Here is a 24,219-nt window from a genome sequence, read left to right as displayed (position 1 = left end):
AACGAAGCCAAGCTGTGGTACGTCCGCGTGCTGGACCTGCTGGGCCCACGCCCGGACAAGCGCCTGGTCAGCGGCTGGGAGCCGATCACCCTGAACACCTTGGCCAATTCGGTCAACGGCAGGCTGCGCGCCTTCGAGCAGCGTTTGAATGAACAGGCACGCCTGACAGCCGAGAGCGAAGCGGCCAACGACGGCAAGTCGCTGATCACGTTCCCGCAACCGCGCCTGCAGCTGATGCCCTTCACCGCCGACCCGACCGTGCCGGAGCTGGACAGCCCGTACTTCCGCATCGCCTTGAACCGCGAGCTGGTGCAGAACTGGGACACCACCGAAGCACGCCTGCGCAACCTGCGCCACAACCGCACCCTGGACGGCAAGCCGCTGCAACTGCCGCTGTTCGCAGCGCCCTTGGATCCGCGGGCGCTGATGTCCGCTTACGGCAGCGGCGCTGCAGGTGGCGGTGCCGGCCGACTGCTGGGCCAGGAAATCCCGCACTACCGCTTCAATATCATGCATAACCGCGCCACCGCTGCAGTGGAAAACCTGATCCAGTTCGGCAGCACCCTGCTGTCACTGCTCGAACGCAAGGAAGGCGCGCAACTGCAGGAAATGCAGCAACAGCAGGCCTGGGACNGTGGAAAACCTGATCCAGTTCGGCAGCACCCTGCTGTCACTGCTCGAACGCAAGGAAGGCGCGCAACTGCAGGAAATGCAGCAACAGCAGGCCTGGGACATGGCCAAGCAGGCGATGATCCTGCAACAGCTGGTGCAGCAGGTGGAAACCGAGGGCCGCAAGGCGCTGCTGGCCAGCCGCGCCATCGCCGAAAGCCGTCTGGCCTACTACGGCAAACTGGCCGATGAAGTGGTCAATGCCGGCGAAGTCGCCGCCGGTGTCCTGCACCTGCAGGGACGGGTGATGGAAGGTATCGCCTCGATATCCCAAGGCATCGGTGAAGCGCTGAAGCTGCCGCCGAACGAAGTCAGTGCGGTAGGCGGCGTCATCGCCGGTGCCGCTGGTGGCGCCATTGTAGGGGCCGGCTCTGGTGGCTGGCGGTTGGAAGGTGCGACCGGTATTGCCACTGCCGGCGCGCAACGGGTCGCCACCTCGTGTCGCGGCGCTGCCGAGGCACTGGACCGCGCCGAGCAGTACCGTCGCCGTCACCAGGAGTGGATGCAGGCCGAAGAGCAAGCCCAGCGCGAGATCGAACAAATCGATGCGCAACTGGCCGTGCACGACGAGCAAGCCAAGGTCACCGCCGAACAACTGCGGCAGACCGAAGTGCTGGTGGAGCAAGCGGCTACCACCTACCAGTTCTTGAGCAAGCGCTTCACCAACGCCCAGCTGTACCAGTGGCTCAATGGCCAGTTCGCCACCTTCTACTACCAGGCCTACGACACCACTCTGTCGCTGTGCCTGGCTGCCGAAGCGTGCTGGCAGTACGAGATTGCCGACTTCAAGACCCGCTTCGTTCAGCCCGGTGCCTGGAAGGACAGCTACCGCGGCCTGACTGCCGGCGAGTCGCTCAAGCTCAACCTGATGAAGATGGAGGCGGCCTACCTGCAACGCAACGATCGCAAGCTGGAGATCACTAAAACGGTATCGGTGCGTCGGCTGCTGGAGACTGCAGAAAAACCATGGGCCACCGTGGTGCAGGACCTGAGCAAGAACGGAGGACTGAAAATCGAACTGAGCAAAGCGCTGTTCGAGCGTGATTACCCTGACCAGTACCTGCGCCGCATCAAGCGTGTCAGTGTGACCCTGCCCGCTGTGCTGGGCCCGTACCAGAACGTCGCGGCCATGCTGACGCAGACGTACAGCCAGGTTCAAATGAGTGCCGACCCTGACGCCACCCCTTGGGAGAACATGCGCGCCAGCCAACAGATCGCGTTGTCCAGCGGCATGGATGATGACGGTATGTTCACGCTCAGCTTCGACGACGAACGCTACCTGCCCTTCGAAGGCACCGGTGCGGTGTCGAACTGGAACCTCAAGTTCACCCGTTCGACGCCCGAACTGTTGGCATCGCTGAACGATGTGATCCTGAAAATCAGCTACACCGCCGTTTCGGCGTAACCGCAGCAACCTGCTCGCACGTTCAACGTGCGAGCAGGTTGCCCCTGCCCCTCAAGCCGGGCGGCCGCAACGGTCGCACCGGCATCTGTGCTTCTACTTACCCGCTCCTTGCGGCGTAATCCGGGGTACTACAAGTTTGCAATCCGCCACGCTTCCCTCTCTCTATGGAGGTCTGACCGGCGTGGAGCCCTGTGTGCCTGGGCTTGGCAGGCCCTGGGAAACCCTTCCTTACACTGCCTCGGCCAGTCTGCCTACCTATCAGTTCTACGGATACCTCACACCACCCGTTGCGGAAGAACATCAGGTTCGTTTTTCATTCCAAGAGCACCTGATCATGAACACGCCTGAACTGCCCGATCCCATCTTCGACAACGACGAAGACCTGACCCCTGAAATCGAACCGCCGGCTGAGCAGGAGCCGGTCTACAACCCACTGTTCGAGAACCTCGTACCCCAGCAGCCCGAAACCCGCCTCGCCGGGCGCCTCAGCTTCGCCGACGCCATGCCGCAGATGGGCATGAGCTCGGTGTTCGACATCATCCGCCAGCCNTTCGGCGCGCATGGGCTGACAATCGTGGAACCGAAAACCTCGTGCCCCAGCAGCCCGAAACCCGCCTCGCCGGGCGCCTCAGCTTCGCCGACGCCATGCCGCAGATGGGCATGAGCTCGGTGTTCGACATCATCCGCCAGCCCAAGCTCGAATTCACCAGCCGACTGCGCAACCTCAGCGACGCCGACGGTGACCTGGCCTACGACAATGCCATGTGCTACGCCAACCAGATCGCACGCTCGTTCCGTGAAGAGCAGGTCTCGTCCGGCCGCAGCCTGCCGCTGATCGCGCCGCAAACCGGCGTGCGCGCCTTGGTCAACGTCGGACCCAGCTACCCGAATCTGTTCAAGGAAAACTGGGACCAGTTCTGCAAGGTCGGCGCNCATGTGCTACGCCAACCAGATCGCGCGCTCCTTCCGTGAAGAGCAGGTCTCGTCCGGCCGCAGCCTGCCGCTGATCGCGCCGCAAACCGGCGTGCGCGCCTTGGTCAACGTCGGACCCAGCTACCCGAATCTGTTCAAGGAAAACTGGGACCAGTTCTGCAAGGTCGGCGCCATCGAGGCCATGGACGGACCGGTGGCCTACCTGGGTTCGCTGCGCCGCTTTGCCGCCGAAAAAATCGAAGGCGCCTCCAACTCGCCACTGCGCATCCCGCTGGCGGTGCGCCGTCCGGACCTGGACCAGATGCTGATCGACGAGCAAAGCACCTACCAGAGCCGGCCCATGCTGGACCTGGTCAATGACGTGCTGACCCAGGGCATCAACAAGTACCAGNCTGGACCAGATGCTGATCGACGAGCAAAGCACCTACCAGAGCCGGCCCATGCTGGACCTGGTCAATGACGTGCTGACCCAGGGCATCAACAAGTACCAGCAGGAACAAGACGATGTGCGGCCGATCCATCAGCTGCTGGCTGAGAAGAAGCATCCGTTCGTGTTTCCGTATCACTTCGCGCATCAGCAGGTGAGTCTGGCGTTGGGTGGGGAGAAGCCTGCGCTGGGCGAAATCAACTACCGCATGAGCGCGGCCTTGCCAAGTGCCCAGTCTGCCTATGGTCAGCTTACCGCTGACGGTCGCGTTGCCCAGATAGCCATGAGCGACCTGAGCCCCAGTATGCAAAAGGTGCTTCAAGGCCCGTCGCTGTTCAGTCACTTCTACATCAGCCTGCATGACGTGCTTGGGAAAGGCGGCTACAGCAGTCCTGACGTCTACTGTCTGCGACCGTACAATGCAGCTAACGTCGGTTTTCTGCTGGCTGCTCAAGGGGGTGTAGGAGCCATAGAGCCCGCAGCCGACCATTTGATCTGGAGCTTCGACAGGGGGACTACCGATACGGAGCTTCTGCTTCGAAATTCGCAGGGTGGTAGCAAGCGCCTGCCGCTGAAATTGCAGTCTCGTGGCAGTCATTACAGTTATCCGATGAACTACGCTATCAACAGTGATCCTCGCTACTACAAGACGCTGTTCGTTACCTATCCGGGTGATGCAGACGCCTTGGTCGAAGCAGCCGGGCATAGCTGCGAACTGTCGATTCAAGCGCGATCCTGGTACGGCCTCGAGCCGTGGAGCCCCAGCCCGCTGACCGTTGCACCGTGGAAACTGACCTTCACCGCGGATCGCGACTACGAGCTTACCGCCGAACAGCGTTCATTCTTTCAGGACCACTACGGCCTGACATTCAGCCATGCGGCGATGAACCCGCTGACATCCATGGACAGTTTCCTGCACGCCACCGGACTGGACAGCGAGGCTTTGGAAGCGCTGCTGGCGGTCAAGGGCTTTGCGCCGATCAAAACGGCCCACTGGCCTGTAATGAACCCTGCAGACTCTGACAAGAGTTTCCCGCACGCCAACCACTACGGCGCCTGCTATGTGAACGGTGTGGGCGGTGCGGACTCTGGCACACGCCAATACAGCTACCGTAAGAATGCCATGGGCGTGGCACAGGAGCCCGGCAGCAACAAATGGGTCTTGACCAATACCAGCCTCGAGCGCTTCGATCGACTGCAGCGCATGATTCGTCTGCAGAAATGCACCGGCCTGCCGTTTGCCAAGCTCGATACCTTGGTGGTTGCCGCCATGCGCTCCGAAGGCGACGCCAACGCCGAGATGCAGCTCAACGCCAACACCCTGCGGGCCTTGGGCACTTATCGCTACCTGGATCGGCATTACCGGATCGATGCCGAAGAGTTCGCGGCGTTCATGTACTACGTGTTGCCTCATGCCACTACCGGTCAGGTGCCGCTGTTTGAGAGAGTGTTCAACACTCCGGTGCTGTTCGACACCCCTCTGGTGATCGATGATGGCGTCTTCGAAGTCGAGTCCGCAGAGCTCGCCCATCAAAAAACCATCGCGCAATTGTGCGCCAGCCTTAACGTTCAGCCCGGCATCGAGTTCGAGCGTATCGCCAAGGCGACCTTGACCCATGTGACGCCGCTGCGACGCTCCTTCGCCGTGTTTTCCTCGCTGTACCGTCAGGCGCGCATTGCGCAGATGTTCGGCCTGTCGGTCAACGATTGCTGCGAATTGACCGAGCTGCTCGGTGGCAGTGCCTACCGCACCCTGGTCGCCAGCGGTCGTTTGAAGGCGCTGGAGTCTGACGGCAAGGACATCCTCGACGTGCTGATGGAGCTGGATTGGACGGTGCGTTGGCTCAAGGATAACAAGCTGACCGTGTCCAAGTTGCGCGACATGGTGGACGCCGGCCCGGTTCCGGTAGCCGCATCCAGCCTGCTCGAGCGTCTGGAACAACTGGCCGGCGACACGCGTGCCCAGGTCGTGACGGCCGAGGCTGTCGCTGCCCTCAATCTGCCCGCCAAATCCACCGGCGCGGCCATCGACTGGTTCGCCGAGTTGGGCAAAGGTGCTGCACCTGTGATCGACACGCATGGTCTGGTCAATGCCCCGGCGCTCGCCGTGGAAGACAGCGACGCGGAGCAACTGGTGGCCAAAGTGACTGCGCTGGTTGCAGGTCAACAAGACCTGACGGACGCTGACAAAGCTGCCGCTATTACCGCGTTGAGCGAATTTCTGCTCGATGCCTTGACCCAGCAAAACCGCCTGGTCGAAGCCCTATTGCAGGAGCACACCACGCTGCTGCCGGAACTGGCCGTGCTGGTGGGTCGCTGCGCCGAGGTGTCGCCCCAACAGTTGCTGGTCGCCGTGCTGCAGGCATGGCCTGCCACCGGTGCGGCCAGCGAAGCCGGCATTGCCGCGGTACTGGCTCAGCTGCAACAGGTCAGCGCCTGCGCCAAGGCCCTGAGCTGGGTCGGCATCGGCGCCAAGGCGCTGCGTACCTTGCTGGTCAACCCGGCCTGGCTGGGCGCTGCCAAGCTTTGGCCGCTGAGCCTGGACAACCTGCGAGCCTTCAAAGCCTACGACGGCTTGTTCGACACCCTGGGCCAACCCGAAGAACGCCTGCTGGGCTACCTGGAACAGGCCAACGCGCTGGTTTCCAAGCGCCCAGGCAAGCGCCAACTGGCGGTGCAGGCGCAAACCTGCAATGCCACGCTCGCAGCGCTGCTGGGCTGGCGCGAAACCGAAGTGGCGCTGCTGACCGAGCTGCTGCCGCAGAAGACCGCCAAGACCGTTGCGCACATCGACTGGCTGCGCCGGGCGCAAGCGGTGTCGCTCGAGACGGGCCTGAACGCGGCGACCTTGCTGCAAGCCTGCTCGCTGACGGCCGACAGCCCCGAGGCTGACTGGCAGGCGGTAGGCCAGGCGGCGATGGCGGCTGTTCGCGCTTAAGACTGAAGCATCGGCGTCGACCCCTTCGCGGGCAGAGCCCGCTCCCACAGGAATTCGAGGTGTTCGCGAAACTCGTGTGGGAGCGGGGCGGGCGGCGAGCTCTCTGCCCGCGAAGAGGCCCTCACTGTCACCCAAAAAAACCCTTGAACCACCACACAGGAATCCATTCCATGGACCATCGCAGCAACCCTCAACGAAAGCTTTCGCGACGCCCTCGTCGCCTATTACCTGGGCGAACTGGTGCCCAACGACACCACCCTGCAGGAACTCGGTTTGACCGAAAAACTGCGCACCGAAAACGACCTGTACGAGTACCTGCTGCTCGACACCCAAGTCACCCAGGCGGTGGAAACCAGCCCGGTGGCCAGCGCCATCGCCAGCCTGCAGCAGTACATCAACGGTGCCCTGCTGGGCATGGAGCCCGGCTACGATGACGTGCGCTTCAGCGACGCCCTGCTCACCGAATGGCGCGACCAGCGCAACCAATACCCGCTGTGGGCCGCCAACCAGCAACTGGCCTGGTACCCGTCGCTGTACATCGACCCGTCGTTGCGCATGAAGAAGNTGGCGCGACCAGCGCAACCAATACCCGCTGTGGGCCGCCAACCAGCAACTGGCCTGGTACCCGTCGCTGTACATCGACCCGTCGTTGCGCATGAAGAAGTCGGCGTATTTCCAACAGCTGGAAAACGACATCAACCAGAACCGCATCAGCGTCGACACCACCCAGGAAGCGGTSCAGGCCTACCTGGCCAGCTTCGAGGAAGTGGCCAACCTGACCATCATCAATGGCTACATTGCCGGCACCGACTTCAAGGAGTCCAACTACTACTTCATCGGCAAGTCCCGCGCCGAGGGTGCCTATTACTGGCGCTCGGTGAACATGTCCGAGCGCAGCTACCTGTCCGGNTTCAAGGAGTCCAACTACTACTTCATCGGCAAGTCCCGCGCCGAGGGTGCCTATTACTGGCGCTCGGTGAACATGTCCGAGCGCAGCTACCTGTCCGGTACCGCGGGCCCCAAGCAGGACAACCCGCAGCCAGGCGCCTGGTCGGACTGGAAACGGGCCAACCTGCCGATCTCGGAAGCGGCGATCGAGAAAACCATCCGTCCGGTGTACTTCAACAATCGGCTGTTCGTGACCTGGGTCGAGATGATCGACAGCGTCGATCCGGCAGGCAGCGGTGATCTGGAAGCCGTCAAGCCGGAGGGCGACGGCACGTACAAACACCGCAACCTGCCCAAACCCAAAGCGACATCGAAGCTGCGCTTGAACCTGACGTACAAGAAGTACGACGACAGCTGGAGTGCGCCGCAGTGCTACATGGAAACCGAGGCCGACCGAGCGGCGATCACCACGGCGGCCGGCCTTCTGGATGTTCACTCGATTGCGGTCGTCGATATGTCGGCGAACCCCGAAGCGTTGTTCCTGGCCATGTACGCCGGTTACGTCAAGAGTCCAGATAGTGCCGATGGCAGCTCGGACAAGTACCGCCTGCTGAAAACCATGAAGATCGACAAAAACTTCAACAGCCTCAATCTGTTTCCGATCCGCGGCGTGGTCGATGACGCCCCGGACAAGGGACCTAGCTTTGAGTTGGTGTTGCGCATCGGCCTGCTGTTCGCCGACGCTGATACCAATGCCGGGCGCTTTCAGTTCCCCGTGACCGGGGCATCGATCCGGCTCAAGCTTCCAAGCATGACTACGTCTCCGCATCCTGGAACCAGTGGTGTGCCAGGATGGAACCATGGCGGCTGGCAGGAGCGCATCTCGGATGCCGTCGATGGCAGCGATATCGAGTGGGATGAGGTCAATCGGCAAATCAAATTCACGACCCGGATCAATACGGAGTTCAAGAAGGAAACCGGCGTCAATATCGTGTGTGATACCGGTAATCAAAGATACGCATTCGAACTGGATCTGCCTGACGATAATGGATCCGAGTGGGTAACCCTGGGCCGGAACTCATATCTTTCAACCAGTCAGGGTATGTTCTCAACGATTTTTTACGGGCAAATCGCCGTAACCACGCCCACCATTTCAATTACAGATTTGTTTCGAGATCGTCATAACGGCAATATCATCACGTTTATACCTAGCAACGGGAGGGCCGATCTCGCGGGCAAAAGTGTCAACATGGGGGTTCTGCGTCAACTAAAAGCCCGGCCACCAAGTGAAGTCATCACGTTGAATGCTATACGTTGGCTGGACGGCGCAACCGCCTCGAGCCGCCCTACATTCAATGGTGGAGACCTACTGTTTCAACAGCTACTCGCACGCCCCAGCTCGATGTTGGATCCCACGCCTGCAGACAACCGGGCCAGGGTCAATCTGAGCGTGAGCCAAGCTTACTCCTCGCTGCAGCCCACCCAGCATTCGCTATCGACCACTATCAAAATCGACGCTGAATCGCTGCGCCCTGATTGGGGCGGCGAATGGCCTGGCGGGGTGAATAAATTCACGATCATCCACGGCGTGTTTGTCATGGAGACCAACGGCACCAGCAGCACCGGCATAGGCCATGCCATCAAAGCCACAGAGATCACGCTGGAATCCGTTGGCGACGACGCCCACTTGATTGCCCCGAAAATCTCGTACTACACCAACGCAACCCTGGGCACTGCCGAGTACATCGATTTCGACGGCTCTACCATCGCCCGCAACGACCGCGACAACGGCCCTCGCCAGCCCATCCGCATGAACACCCTGTTCGCCCGTAACCTGATCGAGCGTGCCAACATCGCCTTGGAAAACCTGCTGTCCTGGGAAACCCAGCACCTACCCGAGCCCGCCTTGGCCGAGTCCGGCAATCAGCCGTTCATGGACTTCAAGGGCGCCAACGGCCTCTACTTCTGGGAGCTGTTCTTCCACCTGCCATTCCTGATCAGCCATCGCCTCAACASCGAGCAGCAGTTCAGCGACGCCGAGTACTGGCTCAGTTTCATCTTCGATCCGACTCGTCGCAGCGACAGCAGCGGCCGCCCGGACTACTGGAACGTGCGCCCGCTGGTGGACGAAATCAGCCGCGAGCGCTCCACCCGCGCGCCGATCGATCCGGACGGCATCGCCAGCGACAACCCGNCCTGCGAGCCTTGACTGGCAAACCTGTCTTCCTCCTCGAACCGACTCGTCGCAGCGACAGCAGCGGCCGCCCGGACTACTGGAACGTGCGCCCGCTGGTGGACGAAATCAGCCGCGAGCGCTCCACCCGCGCGCCGATCGATCCGGACGGCATCGCCAGCGACAACCCGGTGCACTACCGCAAGGCCGTGTACAACCACTTCATCAAGAACCTGATCGACCGCGGCGACAGCGCCTACCGCCAGTTGACCCCGGACGCCTTGAACGAAGCCAAGCTGTGGTACGTCCGCGTGCTGGACCTGCTGGGCCCACGCCCGGACAAGCGCCTGGTCAGCGGCTGGGAGCCGATCACCCTGAACACCNAACGAAGCCAAGCTGTGGTACGTCCGCGTGCTGGACCTGCTGGGCCCACGCCCGGACAAGCGCCTGGTCAGCGGCTGGGAGCCGATCACCCTGAACACCCTGGCCAATTCGGTCAACGGCAGGCTGCGCGACTTCGAGCAGCGCCTGAATGAACAGGAATGCCTGACCGCCGAGAGCGAAGCGGCCAACGACGGCCAATCGCTGATCATGTTCGCGCAACCGCGCCTGCAACTGATGCCCTTCACCGCCGACCCGACCGTGCCGGAGCTGGACAGCCCGTACTTCCGYATCGCCTTGAACCGCGAGCTGGTGCAGAACTGGGACACCACCGAAGCACGCCTGCGCAACCTGCGCCACAACCGCACTCTGGACGGCAAGCCGCTGCAACTGCCGCTGTTCGCAGCGCCCCTGGATCCGCGGGCGCTGATGTCCGCCTACGGCAGCGGGGCTGCAGGTAGCGGTGCCGGCCGACTGCTGGGCCAGGAAATCCCGCACTACCGCTTCAATATCATGCACAACCGCGCCAGCGCTGCGGTGGAAAACCTGATCCAGTTCGGCAGCACCCTGCTGTCACTGCTCGAACGCAAGGAAGGCGCGCAACTGCAGGAAATGCAGCAACAGCAGGCCTGGGACNGTGGAAAACCTGATCCAGTTCGGCAGCACCCTGCTGTCACTGCTCGAACGCAAGGAAGGCGCGCAACTGCAGGAAATGCAGCAACAGCAGGCCTGGGACATGGCCAAGCAGGCCGTAGTCCTGCAACAGCTGGTACAGCGTGTGGAAACTGAGGGCCGCAAGGCGCTGCTGGCCAGCCGCGCCATCGCCGAAAGTCGTCTGGCCTACTACGGCAAGTTGTCGGATGAAGTGGTCAACGCCGGTGAAGTGGCCGCGGGCGCGCTGAATTTGCAAGCTCGGGTGATGGAGGGCATAGGCTCGGTATCCCAGGCCATTGGTGAAGGCCTGAAGGTAGCGCCAAATGAATTCAGCGCTGTGGGCGGTGTGATCGCCGGCATGGCCGGTGGCGCCATTGTCGGTACCGGCACCGGTGGCTGGCGTCTAGAGGGTATACCCGGTATCGCAACGGCCCTCGCCCAAGGCGCAGCTACCGCCTTCCACGGTGCTGCCGAGGCGCTGGACCGCACTGAGCAATACCGCCGCCGCCACCAGGAGTGGATGCAGGCCGAAGAGCAAGCCCAGCGCGAGATCGAACAGATCGATGCGCAACTGGCCGTGCACGACGAGCAGGCCAAGGTCACCGCCGAGCAGCTGCGCCAGACCCAAGTGCTGGTGGAGCAAGCCGCTACCACTTACCAGTTCCTGAGCAAGCGCTTCACCAATGCTCAGCTGTACCAGTGGCTCAATGGCCAGTTCGCCACCTTCTACTACCAGGCCTACGACACCACTCTGTCGCTGTGCCTGGCTGCCGAAGCGTGCTGGCAGTACGAGATTGCAATGGCCAGTTCGCCACCTTCTACTACCAGGCCTACGACACCACTCTGTCGCTGTGCCTGGCTGCCGAAGCGTGCTGGCAGTACGAGATTGCCGACTTCAAGACCCGCTTCGTTCAGCCCGGTGCCTGGAAAGACAGCTACCGCGGCCTCACTGCCGGCGAGTCGCTCAAGCTCAACCTGATGAAGATGGAAGCGGCCTACCTGCAACGCAATGCTCGCAAGCTGGAAATCACCAAGACCGTCTCGGTGCGCCAATTGCTGGAAACCGCAGAGAAGCCGTGGGCCACTGTGGTGCGGGATCTGGGCAACAACAGCGGTCTGGAAATCAGACTGGAACAGAGCCTGTTCGACGAGGATTACCCTGGCCAGTACCTGCGCCGCATCAAGCGCGTCAGCGTGACCCTGCCCGCGGTATTGGGGCCGTACGAGGACATCGCCGCCGTGCTTACCCAGACCTACAGCAAGGTCGAGATGAGCGACGTGATCGATGAGAACCCTCGGGAGAATTTGCGCGCCAGCCAACAGATAGCCCTGTCCAGCGGCATGGATGACGACGGTATGTTCACCCTCAACTTCGACGACGAGCGCTACCTGCCGTTCGAAGGTACTGGTGCAGTGTCGAGCTGGAACCTCAGGTTCACCCGTTCGACACCCGAGCTGCTGGCATCGCTGAGCGATGTGATCGTGAAGGTCAGCTACACGGCCGCCTCGGCGTAACCACCCATCCGGCAGCGAGGCTCTATACCGGATGCCCTCGCTTGCCTACCTATCACTTCTAAGGATACCGCCCGGCCACTGGCCGGGCGGACACTTCATCACTTTCTCTTTTCAGCGATTTCCTCATGAACACATCGAACGACAACACGTTGGCCATCAACGCCCCGTCGCTGCCCAAGGGCGGCGGCGCCATTCAGAGCATCGGCAAAGGCTGGGGTGCGGTCGGCACCACCGGTGCCGCCAGCTTCGATATTCCCCTACCCGTTTCGCCGGGCCGCGGCACCGCGCCGCAATTGGGCCTGAGCTACAGCAGCGGCGCCGGCAACGGCACTTGCGGCATGGGCTGGGGCCTGAGCCGCAGCAGCTTTGCCCGGCGTACCAACAAGGGCGTCCCGGCGTACACCGCCGACGACGAAATCCTCAGCCCCAGCGGCGAAGTGCTGGTGCCTGAGCGCAATGCCCAAGGAGTGATTGTCAGTACCCAGGTCGAGACCTTCCGCGGCCTGGCACTGGGCACGAAATACCAGGTGACCCGCTATTTCCCTCGTGTGGAAGACAGCTTCTCGCGCATCGAGCGCTGGCAGCGCGATGCACAGGAGCCAGGGTTCTGGCTGATGCACAGTGCCGACGGCGGCCTGCATGTCTACGGCAAGCGTAACAGCGCCCGCATCTTCCCGGCCGATGCTCCGGAAAAAGTCGCGCAGTGGCTGTTGGAAGAGTCCGTCTCGCCCAACGGCGAGCATATTCTCTACGAATACGAAGGCGAAGATGACCGCGGCCTCAGCGCTGACGATGAGCGCGAGCACAGTGCCCAGCGCTACCTGACCCGCGTGCGTTACGGCAACCTGCAGGCGTTCGCACCGCTGTACCTGTGGGATGAGACCACCCTGCCGACCCATTGGCACTTCGACCTGGTGCTGGACTACGGCGAGCGCAGCATCGAACAGAGCAGCGTGCCCACCTATGCACCCAGCCAGGCCTGGCCGGTGCGACCCGACCCGGTGGCCGATTTCGCCTACGGCTTCGAGGTGCGCACCCTGCGCCGCTGCCATCAGGTCCTGATGTTTCATCGCTTCGCCGAACTGGGCGCCGAGCCTCTGCTGGTCAGCCGCCTGTGGCTGGAATACCGCCAATGCCAGGGTTACAGCCTGCTGACAGCCGTGATCAACCAGGCAGTGGACGGTCGCGAGATCGAAGAGCTGCCGCCACTGGAGTTTCGCTACGAGCATTTCGGTTTCGAAGGCTATGCCTATCAGCCGTTCGAAGCGATGCCGGGGCTGGATGACGGGAGTGCCTACCAATTGGTGGACCTGTACGGCGAAGGCCTGGCCGGGGTGCTCTATAACCTGGATAACGAATGGCTGTACCGTGAGCCGCTGCGCGACGCTGCCCAGGCCGACACCAACGCCGTGGTCTACGGCCCGTGGAAAGCGCTCGCCGCGCAACCGGTGGCCGATAGCCGCAAGCCGGCCCGTCAGTTCCTCAGCGACCTGACCGGTGACGGACGTCTGGACTGGGTGGTGGCGCAGCCGGGCTACAGTGGTTTCTTCACCCTCGACGCCGACCGACGCTGGACCGGGTTCACTCCATTCAGCGCCTTCCCGCTGGAGTTTTTCCAGGCCGAGGGGCAGATGGCCGACCTCATGGGTGACGGTCTGCAAGACCTGGCCATGATCGGCGGGCGCAGCGTGCGTCTGTATGCCAGCGATCGCGAGCAGGGTTTCACCGCGCCCCGTGAAGTGGCCCACACCCACGATGCCTTGCCGACACTGAGCAACAGCAACAGTGAATTGGTGGCCTTCAGCGACATACTGGGCAGCGGCCAGCAACACTTGATCCGCATTCGCCACGATGAAGTACGCTGCTGGCCGAACCTGGGCCGTGGCCAATTCGGCAAAAGCTTCAAGCTGGCCAGCCTGCCGTTCAGCTACGGCGAGTTCGACGCAGCGCGAGTACGCCTGGCCGACCTCGACGGCTCCGGTGCCAGCGACCTGATCTACCTGCACAGCGAGCATGCGCAGATCTTCCTCAACCAGGGTGGCAATGGCTTTGCCGACCCGGTGCTGCAGGTTTGGCCCGAGGGGCTGCACTATGACAACACTTGGCAGGTCAGTGCCGCAGACCTGCAAGGGCTGGGCTGTTCGAGCCTGGTGATCAGTGTGCCGCACCTGCATAACCGCCACTGGCGGCTGGACTTCAACCGCGGCCGCAAACCCTATCTGATGGCCGGTTCCAACAACAATATGGGTGCCGACAGCCGCGCGTACTACCGCAGCTCGGCGCAGGAGTGGCTGGACGAAAAGCAAGAACTGTTGGCAGCAGGCGAGAAGCCGGTGTGCGAGCTGCCGTTCCCCATGCATCTGGTGGTTCGCCAGGTCCAACATGACGAGATCACCGGCAATACCCTGACTCAGCGCTTGAACTACCGCCGTGGCTACTACGATGGACGCGACCGCGAAGTGCGCGGCTTCGGCCTGCTGCTGACCACCGACTCCGAAGCCCCGTCGGACGAGGCCGAACCGTCTTCCCCGCCACTGCTGACCAAGACCTGGTTCCACACCGGACGGGCGGTGGACGAAGTGCTGCACGGCGTCGATACCCATGATACCGAGGCACGTGCCTTGGGTCCGGTGCTGCTGCTCGATCACGATGGCACCACGGGCAACGACAGTATCGTCACCGACATCGACGCCGATCTGCGTGCGCAGATGGCCCGTGCTCTCAGCGGCCAGATGCTGCGCAGCGAGGTGTTCGGCCTCGATGGCGATGCCCGCCAAGCCGTGCCCTACTCGGTGCAGGTGCAGCGGTCCGGCCTGCGCTTGCTGCAGCCCGCCAGTGCCCATCAGCGCTACGCCCGTTTGCTGCCCCTGAACCTGGAAAGCCTGAGCTACCAGTACGAACGGCTCGCCGATGACCCGCAGTGCAGCCATAGCGTGCAACTGCGCACCGATGCCTACGGTGCGGCTACCCACGCCCTGAGCATTGCCTATGCCCGGCGCAAGCACGAGATCGATACCCCGCCCTACAGCGACGAGCACGAGCAGACCTGGTGGCGCGATGCGTTCGATTCGGCGCAGCACCACTACTACTTCACCGAGAACCTGAGCCAGGCCATCCACCTGACGACCGACCCGCAACACTGGCGCCTGCACCTGCCGTATCGCAGTCGCAGCAATGCCTGGTCGTTGCCCAAGGCGCAGGTCACGGCAGCGAAGTTGAGTTATGAGGCGTTGCTGGGCGACGACGGCTTGCTCGGTAGCGCGGCACCACGAACCTTGATCGGGCTGAGCATGCAGCGCTACCAGGGCTGCGCCGATGGCACCGCCAGCTTTCTGGCCCTGGCCGACTTTGCCGAAACCGCAGAGCTGGACGAGGCCGCGCTGCAAGCCTATGACGAGGTGATGGACCGTACGGCGTTGAACGCCAAGCTGCTGGAGCTGGGCTACACGCAGATGCCGGCGTTTCTTCCGGATGAACCACAGCGAGTGCTCTGGTCCGTGCGCCAGGGTTATGCAACCTACGGCGACGCCGCGGATTTCTACCGGGTCAAAGCCTACCGGCAAAGCCCGGCAGTGGGGCAAACCCAAGTCGAATACGACACCTATCACTGCCTGCCGGTGAAGGTCACCACCGCCGACGGCTGCATTACCCAAGCGCAATACGACTACAGCACCTTGCTGCCGGTGCAGGTGATCGACCCCAACGACAACCGCCAACAGGCCAGTTACGACGCTTTCGGTCGGGTTTCCATCAATACCTTCTTCGGCACCGAGATGGGTGAACGAGTCGGCTTCGCTGAACTCGATGGTCAGATCATGGCCGGCACCATCGTCGAGGCCATTGCCGATGACGCTGCGGGGCTGGGCGATTGGTCCATGGCCTATGTGTACGAGAGCAACAGCTGGATGGGCGAAGCCCCCACGGTCAGCGTAGCCGATCCACAGGCGCTGGCCGAGTTGGTGGGCCGTGGCCAGGTCATGCTCAACGGGCTGCTTCGCGCCTCGGCACGGCGCCAATGGCAGCGGGCCGAGCTGGACGTGCAGACCGCCGAGCTGCTAGCACCCTTGGCCAGCTATGCCCGCCAACCCGTACGAGTGGCAGCCTTCCAGGCGGACCGCTATCCAGGTGATCCCGAGCGGCAGGTGCGCATGAGCCTGGAAAGCTTCGATGGATTCGGTCGCAGCCTGCAGAGCAAGCAGCGGGTGGAGCCGGGGCTGGCCCATCAGGTCGACGAAGACGGTGAGCTGCTCGAAGGCGATGCCCATGCCGATCCGCGCTGGCGTGTCAGCGAGCGAGTGGAATACGACACCAAGGGGCAAGTGACCCGCGTGTATCGTCCGTACTTCGCCAACAGCGACCGCTACATCAACGACCAGAGTCATCGCGATGCGGAGCACAGCTATCACGATCGGCAGTTCTACGACGCACTGGGGCGCCCGACGGAAACCTGGACAGCGGCCGGATGGCTGCGGCGTCAGCGCTATGCACCGTGGTACAGCATCAGTGAAGATGAAAACGATACCGCCGAGGAGGTGCTGGCGCTGCGCGCCGCCAACGCCTGATCCTGACCGGCGCTAGCCCAGCGGACAGTGTTCGCAGGGCGGCACGTCGGTGACCTGCCGGGCCAGGCAGCAGTGGCGTCGCTCGCGGCGCCCGTCACCCAGGTAGCGCACCGGCTGGTACAGCGGATTGGCACGTCCGTCGGCCAGCTTGCGTTGGCTCATCAAGCCCTCGGCGGGCGCCAGGTTGCGCAGGCCCATCTGCTGCAACCGGCGCACGCTGCTCTCCAGATAATCCCCCGCGTTGCCCCACAGCACCGCGGGCGGCACCTCGCCGTATTGGCTCAAGGCATCGATGAATGGCCGCAGATTGCTGGCGATCCACGGCTCCAGCGACGCCTGCGCATCACCCTCTTCCCCCGCTTCGAAAAACCGCACGGCCAACGGCACGCCCCGCTCGTCGAGGATCAACCCGGTCTCGCGCAGCAGCAACGGCAGATCCCAGCCGTGCGCCAGCTGGCTGACCAGCATCGCCGGTACCCAATACATGAAGTAGTACTTGGACCACTGCGAGACCAGCACCGGTTTGTGCGCGTCGAGCATGGCCGCGCCATAGATGCGCGTCAGCAGTTGATCGAGCACGCGCTTCTGCAGCAGCGCCGGAAGCGCCACGGCAACGCGCGTATCGTCGTCGGCGGCAAGGCCGGTGAGGAGGTCGCGATAAGGGCTTTGATGAAGGTTCATGGGTTCCAGTGACAGTGCGGCGCTCTTGGCGGCTGACGTGAAGAAGTCCAGATAGACGACACAAAAATTCACGCTTTCACAAGGCTTGGTCTCGGCAGACGTCGGCAAGTTCAGGTGACAAACGGTTCAGGCCGCTCCCCTCTTGGCCTGCAAGCGTCTGCTGGCGACACACACAAAATACCCACAACTTATCCACAGCTGGGCGCCTTGCAATAGCCTCGATACCGCATTATCTTGTATCCCGATCTGCGCAAACCACTACATGTAGGGTTTGGCCGTGAAAAGCCAAGCATAGGTCAAAGGCCGAACTCAAGCCCCTGCAGTGTGCTTTTCCCGTGTTTTGCACTAAAGAATTCCCCGCCTACCGCTGCCTGCGGACGGCCGCATTTTCAGCTCTTTCCTACACCCAAGCGTTGAAGGCTCAGGCCTTCCGCTTACAGCTTTTTGGTGACGGACCCAATGACTGGCGTCCGCTCAAACTTTTGAACGTGGAGATACTCACCCCATGCAAACCGACACAACTCGCGAGAACTCGCCGGCCAAAGCGCCGCAGGCCGCCGATGCCACTCCGGATCTGGCCGCGACCGCTCCAGGCCAACTGCGCGTGATCAAGCGCAACGGTACCGTGGTCGGCTACACCGACGACAAGATCACCGTGGCCATCACCAAGGCGTTCCTTGCAGTTGAAGGCGGCAACGCTGCCGCCTCGTCGCGCATCCACGACACCGTCGCGCGCCTGACCGAACAGGTCACCGCTACCTTCAAGCGTCGCATGCCATCGGGTGGCACCATCCACATCGAGGAAATCCAGGACCAGGTCGAACTGGCCCTGATGCGTGCCGGCGAGCAGAAAGTCGCCCGCGACTACGTGATCTACCGCAACGAGCGCTCCAAGGAGCGCGCCACCCGCACCCCGGCCGACGCACCGGTCGAAGCGCACCCCAGCATTCGCATCACCAAGGCTGACGGCAGCCTGGCGCCGCTGGACATGGGTCGCCTGAATACCATCATCAGCGAAGCCTGCGAAGGCCTGGCCGAAGTCGACGGCGGTCTGATCCAGAAAGAAACCCTGAAGAACCTGTACGACGGCGTGGCCCTGACCGACGTCAACACCGCCCTGGTGATGACCTCGCGTACCCTGGTCGAGCGCGAGCCGAACTATTCGTTCGTCACCGCCCGCCTGCTGATGGACACCCTGCGCGCCGAAGGCCTGAGCTTCCTGGAAGTGGCCGACAGCGCCACTCACCACGAGATGGTCGACCTGTACGCCAAGGCCCTGCCTTCGTACATCGCCAAGGGTATCGAGTTCGAACTGCTGAACCCTGTGCTGGCCACCTTCGACCTGGAAAAACTGGGTCGGGCGATCAACCACGAGCGCGATCAGCAATTCACCTACCTGGGCCTGCAGACCCTGTACGACCGTTATTTCATCCACAAGGATGGCGTACGTTTCGAGCTGCCGCAGATCTTCTTCATGCGCGTGGCCATGGGCCTGGCGATCGAAGAGCAGAACAAGGAAGACCGCGCGATCGAGTTCTACAACCTGTTGTCGTCCTTCGACTACATGGCCTCGACCCCGACCCTGTTCAACGCCGGTACCCTGCGTCCGCAGCTGTCGAGCTGCTACCTGACCACCGTGCCGGACGACCTGTCGGGCATCTACGGCGCGATCCACGACAACGCCATGCTGTCCAAATTCGCCGGCGGCCTGGGCAACGACTGGACACCCGTGCGCGCACTGGGCTCGTACATCAAGGGCACCAACGGTAAATCCCAAGGCGTCGTGCCGTTCCTGAAAGTGGTCAACGACACCGCCGTTGCAGTGAACCAGGGCGGCAAGCGCAAGGGCGCGGTCTGCGCGTACCTGGAAACCTGGCACCTGGACATCGAAGAATTCATCGAGCTGCGCAAGAACACCGGTGACGATCGCCGTCGTACCCACGACATGAACACCGCCAACTGGATCCCTGACCTGTTCATGAAGCGCGTCTTCGACGACGGCAAGTGGACCCTGTTCTCGCCCAACGAAGTCCCGGACCTGCACGACCTGACCGGCAAGGCTTTCGAAGAACGCTACGAGTACTACGAAGCGCTGACCGAGTACAACAAGATCAAGGTGTTCAAGACCGTCCAGGCCAAAGACCTGTGGCGCAAGATGCTGTCGATGCTGTTCGAAACCGGCCACCCATGGCTGACCTTCAAGGACCCGTGCAACCTGCGCTCGCCGCAGCAGCACGTCGGCGTGGTCCACAGCTCGAACCTGTGCACCGAGATCACCCTGAACACCAACAAGGATGAAATCGCGGTCTGCAACCTGGGCTCGATCAACCTGCCGAACCACATCACCGACGGCAAGCTGGACACCGCCAAGCTTGAGCGCACCATCAACACCGCCGTGCGCATGCTCGACAACGTGATCGACATCAACTACTACTCGGTGCCGCAGGCGCGCAACTCCAACTTCAAGCACCGTCCGGTCGGACTGGGCATCATGGGCTTCCAGGATGCGCTGTACAAACAGCACATCCCGTACGGTTCCGATGCGGCGGTCGAGTTCGCCGACAAGTCGATGGAAGCGGTCAGCTACTACGCCATTCAGGCGTCCTGCGACCTGGCCGACGAACGCGGCGCCTACGAGACGTTCCAGGGTTCGCTGTGGTCCAAGGGCATCCTGCCACTGGATTCGCAACAGATCCTGATCGAGGCCCGTGGCCAGAAGTACATCGATGTCGACCTCAACGAATCCCTGGACTGGGCGCCGGTCCGTGCCCGCGTGCAGAAAGGCATTCGCAACTCGAACATCATGGCCATCGCACCGACCGCGACCATCGCCAACATTACTGGCGTTTCGCAGTCGATCGAACCGACCTACCAGAACCTGTACGTGAAATCGAACCTGTCGGGCGAATTCACCGTGATCAACCCCTACCTGGTTCGCGACCTAAAAGAACGCGGCCTGTGGGACTCGGTCATGATCAACGACCTGAAGTACTACGATGGCTCGGTGCAGCAGATCGAACGCATTCCGCAGGAGTTGAAAGACCTCTACGCGACCGCTTTCGAAGTGGACACCAAGTGGATCGTCGACGCCGCCAGCCGTCGCCAGAAATGGATCGACCAGGCCCAGTCGCTGAACCTGTACATCGCCGGTGCTTCGGGCAAGAAGCTCGACGTGACCTACCGCATGGCCTGGTACCGTGGTCTGAAAACCACCTACTACCTTCGTGCCCTGGCTGCGACCAGCACCGAGAAGTCGACCATCAGCACCAGCAAGCTCAACGCCGTATCCAGCGGTGGCGACAGCGCGCCCATGCAGGCCGCTCCTGCCGGCCCGGCGCCTGTGCCTAAAGCCTGCGCGATCGACGAGCCGGATTGCGAAGCTTGCCAGTGATCCCAGGTTTCAATACCCCTAGCTCGTAATCGCACCGCCTCCCTTCAAGCCTCTGCAAAGAGGCTTGAAGGGTTTACCTACCCCGCCTTTTTCCGCACATTCTTCGTGCTACCCAGCTCGCAAGCTGGAGACCAGCACATCCCTTGCCCGCGTTAACGTTCGGTTTTTTCCAAGCCTCGATGACTGATCGCGATTGCCTGAATTTCTTTGCATCGCGATGCAACGAATCTGCTTCGCTCAAATCAGAGGTTTTACACCCCCTGATCGAGAGTCCTGAAATGCAGATACCTCCCCAATCCCAGAATCGCATGCCCGGCCGTGAAACCGAACTGACGCCGCCTGCCGAGCATATCCGGCCTACTTACAAAGGCGCGGGTCGCTTGCAAGGCAAGAAAGCGATCGTGACCGGCGGAGACAGCGGCATCGGCCGCGCCGTGGCCGTCCACTTTGCCCGCGAGGGTGCAGATGTCGCCATCGTCCATTTGCCAGAGGAGGCGGACGACGCGGCGGAATCTATCCGAATGATCGAGGCGGAAGGCGTGCAAGCGCTTTCGATCGAAGCCGACTTGCGCAGCCCCAAAGCGTGCAAAGAAGTGATCGACACGGCAATCGGCGCTTTTGGCAGCCTTCATATACTGGTGAACAACGCCGGCATCCAGAAAGTTGCCAAAGACCTGAGCGACATATCAGACAGTGATTGGCTATGGCACTTCGAAATCAATGTCCATGCGATGTTCTTTCTCAGCCGTGCCGCTCTGCCGCACCTCGGCGAAGGCGCATCGATCATCAACACCACATCGGTCAATGCCTTCGCCGGTAACGAGTTTCTTGTCGCCTATTCGACGACCAAGGCCGCTCAAGCAGGTTTTACTCGCGCACTCGCCCTTCAACTGGCCGCCAAAGGCATCAGGGTGAATGAAGTAGCTCCGGGACCTGTCTGGACCTCGATCCAGCCGGCCGGTTTCGGCCCCATGGATCCCCAGATGGTCGCCGACATGGGCAAGGATGTCCCCATGAAACGCATTGGACAGCCCAGTGAGCTGGGGCCGGCGTACGTCTATCTCGCCAGTGAAGAAGCCTCCTTCGTCACCGGGCAGACGATTCATGTCAACGGCGGGATGATCATCAATGGATAATGCCTTCGCCTATGTGGCGCCTCCCCTTTGCGCTTGGATAGACAATCCAAGACATAGCCATTGGCTTGATACGCAGGGGCAGCGCTTACTCGATTTTTCCAAACAATCAAAAGTGACGAACGGTTTCGCCGCGCTTGATGACCACGGTGAACTGACTGCTGACCCAGTGGCTGAAACCATCATCACGGCACGCATGACACACGCCTATGCACTGGGGGCCATTCTCGGCCTGCCCGGGTGCATGCCACTGGTCGAACATGGCGTAACGGCGCTGTTGGGTCCGTTACGCGATCCCGTCAACGACGGTTGGCTACCCGACGCTGCCGATGTATGCGGCCGGAAGCTGGCCTACGTCCATGCGTTCGTTGGTCTGGCTGCGTCCTCAGCCTGCGTGGCAGGAGCGCAGAATGCGGGCGTTCTTCTGGACGCAATCGTCAACGTTCTGGAAAGGCACTTTTGGTCAGAGAGCGAAGGGGCGATGCGTGAAAGCTTCGCGGCCGACTGGGGCGATGAGGAGCATTATCGAGGTGCCAACAGCAATATGCACAGCGTTGAAATGTGCATGGCCCTGGCAGATGTACTGGATGCCCCCCTGTGGCGCGAGCGCGCGCTCAGAATCGCGACCCGCGTGATCCACGTGCATGCCCGCGCCAATCACTATCGCGTAGCCGAACACTTCGACCCCTCCTGGCATATCGATAAAGCCTACAACCAAGATAAACCCACGGATGATCTGCGTCCCTTTGGGATGACGCCCGGTCACTTCTTCGAATGGTCACACCTACTCGTGAAGCTGGAAGCTGCGCTTCTGGCCAATGGCAAAGAGGCGCCTGCATGGCTGTTCCAGGATGCGGTAGAACTGTTCAATGCGGGTATTGAAACCGGCTGGGCTGCAGACGGTCGGCCCGGTATTGTCTACACCATTGGTTGGGATGATAGGCCCTGCGTAAAGAACAGAGCCCATTGGGTCCAGGCTGAAGCCATCACAGCAGCAGCCACTCTGCTCAAGCGTACAGGTGATATTCAATATGAAGGCTGGTATCGGTCTTTCTGGAATTATGTCGATCAACACGTGATCGACAGACAACTTGGCAGCTGGCACAACGAAGTTGATCCGCAGGGCAAACCTTCTCGTCAGGTGTACCAAGGCAAAGCAGATCTTTATCATGCCTATCAAGCCACTTTGACGCCGACCCTACCCGTCACGCCCTCCATTGCTACAGTGCTGGCACGTTGCAACAGGTGAACTGCGGTAACGCTGGACTCTGCTGACGAGGTAGTTGAAATTTCGTTTCAAAGCTTGAACGACTATCGGCAATACTCGATGCATTCCAGCGAGAAAACAGGGAACCTGATGTGAATCCACACACGTATAGCCAACCGACCGGGCCCATGACTTCATGACGTCTTCAGGGCGCACGAACGCCACGTCCCACGACGTGGCACGCCTGGCCAACGTCTCGCAGTCAGCGGTTTCCAGGGCGTTCACAGCGGGCGGTAGCGTCTCCGAAGCGAAGCGCAAACGAATCATGGAAGCTGCGGCAGAACTGGGCTACCAGCCCAACCGTCTGCCCGGCATGATGTTGAGCGGTCGGTCGCACATCATTGCCGTGGTGGCTGGAGGTTTCTATAACCCGTTCCACACCATGGCACTGGACGCCTTTCTCAAGGGCATCAGCGCTCGTGGCAAACAGGCGATGGTCATCCAGGTTGAAAGTGACCGTCTGCTCGACGCGGTGGTTGCAGATTTCGCCGGGTACAGAATCGATGGCGTCGTCAGTTCGCTCTCCGTGGGTTCACATGATATAGCGACAGCCCTCGCCGCTCACCGCGTCCCTGTGATCACGCTCAACTCGGAGATTACCAACGACTATATCAAGGCAATCAACTGCGACAATCGAGCCGCAGGTCGGTTGGCCGCGCGCCACTTCGTGGAACGGGGAGCTACACGTTTTGCTTTTATCGGCGGTCCGGGAGATCACATTGCGCATCGAGAACGTGGCCTGGGCTTTGCTCAGGAGTTGGCGGCGCTTGATGCCTGTGCACCTACCATGGTCGAGGGCGACTACACCTATCGTTGTGGATACGATTGGGGCTGTACGCTGGCCACTGACGGCAGCCGTCCGGATGCCGTGTTCTGCACCAATGATCTCATGGCCTTCGGCGTCATGGACGCCATCAGAAAAGAAGGTGGCCTGCGCTGTCCCGAGGACGTGATGATCATAGGCTTCGACAACACACCCGGCGGCGCCTGGAGAAGCTACGACCTGACATCGTTCGATCAGAACCTGGACACTCTCGTTGCTAGGGCACTCAGCCATATCATGGAACCAGAAGACGAAATCGATGACAGCCAACCGATGCCTCGACTGATAGCAAGAGCAAGTACGAACAGAAATCAGCCAGGCAAAGAACAGGATGTCTAGCGTTCCAGTTCATCGAATGCAGCACGTACTTTCACCAACC

The 24,219-nt window shown here is 61.5% G+C and carries 8 protein-coding genes and 7 pseudogenes; 14 read left to right on the top strand and 1 reads right to left on the bottom strand.

Annotated features, from left to right (window positions below; translation table 11 throughout):
- Positions 1-634: 634 nt before the first annotated feature.
- The 10 genes and pseudogenes from ASF66_RS20550 to ASF66_RS20505 all read left to right on the top strand — a co-directional run.
- Positions 635-2,074 (top strand): annotated as a pseudogene (locus tag ASF66_RS20550) (neuraminidase-like domain-containing protein); the annotation flags it as partial.
- A 591-nt stretch (positions 2,075-2,665) separates the two neighbouring features.
- Positions 2,666-3,006: pseudogene (locus tag ASF66_RS23360) on the top strand (Tc toxin subunit A); the annotation flags it as partial.
- Positions 3,007-3,008: 2 nt separating this feature from the next.
- Positions 3,009-3,398 (top strand): annotated as a pseudogene (locus tag ASF66_RS23355) (Tc toxin subunit A); the annotation flags it as partial.
- Position 3,399: 1 nt separating this feature from the next.
- Positions 3,400-6,372 (top strand): Tc toxin subunit A (locus tag ASF66_RS20530; protein WP_162240100.1); only part of this gene is annotated, 2,973 nt, incomplete at its 5' end.
- 240 nt (positions 6,373-6,612) lie between these two features.
- Positions 6,613-6,936: pseudogene (locus ASF66_RS23350) on the top strand (neuraminidase-like domain-containing protein); the annotation flags it as partial.
- A gap of 28 nt (positions 6,937-6,964) precedes the next feature.
- Positions 6,965-7,281: pseudogene (locus ASF66_RS23000) on the top strand (neuraminidase-like domain-containing protein); the annotation flags it as partial.
- A gap of 73 nt (positions 7,282-7,354) precedes the next feature.
- A pseudogene (locus ASF66_RS23345) lies at positions 7,355-9,454 on the top strand (neuraminidase-like domain-containing protein); the annotation flags it as partial.
- Positions 9,455-10,451: 997 nt separating this feature from the next.
- A pseudogene (locus ASF66_RS23110) lies at positions 10,452-11,447 on the top strand (hypothetical protein); the annotation flags it as partial.
- Positions 11,354-11,983 (top strand): hypothetical protein, encoded by a 630-nt coding sequence (locus tag ASF66_RS22695; RefSeq protein WP_442962795.1) that lies wholly within the window; start codon positions 11,354-11,356, stop codon positions 11,981-11,983. The pseudogene ASF66_RS23110 and the gene ASF66_RS22695, both read left to right, overlap by 94 nt.
- 125 nt (positions 11,984-12,108) lie before the next feature.
- On the top strand, positions 12,109-16,545 hold the full coding sequence (locus tag ASF66_RS20505) for a SpvB/TcaC N-terminal domain-containing protein (protein WP_056845148.1): 4,437 nt from the start codon (positions 12,109-12,111) through the stop codon (positions 16,543-16,545).
- Between the two features lie 12 nt (positions 16,546-16,557).
- On the opposite strand, the gene fhuF is transcribed toward ASF66_RS20505, so the two are convergent.
- On the bottom strand, positions 16,558-17,226 hold the full coding sequence (gene fhuF, locus ASF66_RS20500) for a siderophore-iron reductase FhuF (RefSeq protein ID WP_056845147.1): 669 nt from the start codon (positions 17,224-17,226) through the stop codon (positions 16,558-16,560).
- Between the two features lie 505 nt (positions 17,227-17,731).
- On the opposite strand from fhuF, the gene ASF66_RS20495 reads away from it, so the two are divergent.
- From ASF66_RS20495 to ASF66_RS20480, 4 genes are all read left to right on the top strand, one after another.
- Positions 17,732-20,617, top strand: coding sequence for a ribonucleoside-diphosphate reductase subunit alpha (locus tag ASF66_RS20495; RefSeq protein WP_056845146.1), 2,886 nt, complete (start codon positions 17,732-17,734; stop codon positions 20,615-20,617).
- A gap of 263 nt (positions 20,618-20,880) precedes the next feature.
- Positions 20,881-21,753: a glucose 1-dehydrogenase gene (locus tag ASF66_RS20490; protein WP_442962794.1), complete on the top strand. Its 873-nt coding sequence runs from the start codon at positions 20,881-20,883 to the stop codon at positions 21,751-21,753.
- Entirely contained in the window at positions 21,746-22,999 is a 1,254-nt protein-coding gene (locus ASF66_RS20485; RefSeq protein WP_056845144.1) for a D-mannose isomerase, read from the top strand. Before ASF66_RS20490 ends, ASF66_RS20485 begins: the two co-directional genes overlap by 8 nt.
- A 193-nt stretch (positions 23,000-23,192) precedes the next feature.
- Positions 23,193-24,179 (top strand): LacI family DNA-binding transcriptional regulator, encoded by a 987-nt coding sequence (locus ASF66_RS20480; protein WP_162240095.1) that lies wholly within the window; start codon positions 23,193-23,195, stop codon positions 24,177-24,179.
- Positions 24,180-24,219 lie beyond the last annotated feature (40 nt).

The organism is Pseudomonas sp. Leaf129, assembly GCF_001423465.1.
Classification (GTDB): Bacteria; Pseudomonadota; Gammaproteobacteria; order Pseudomonadales; family Pseudomonadaceae; genus Aquipseudomonas; species Aquipseudomonas coleopterorum.
This window is presented reverse-complemented; position numbering and strand designations above follow the sequence as displayed.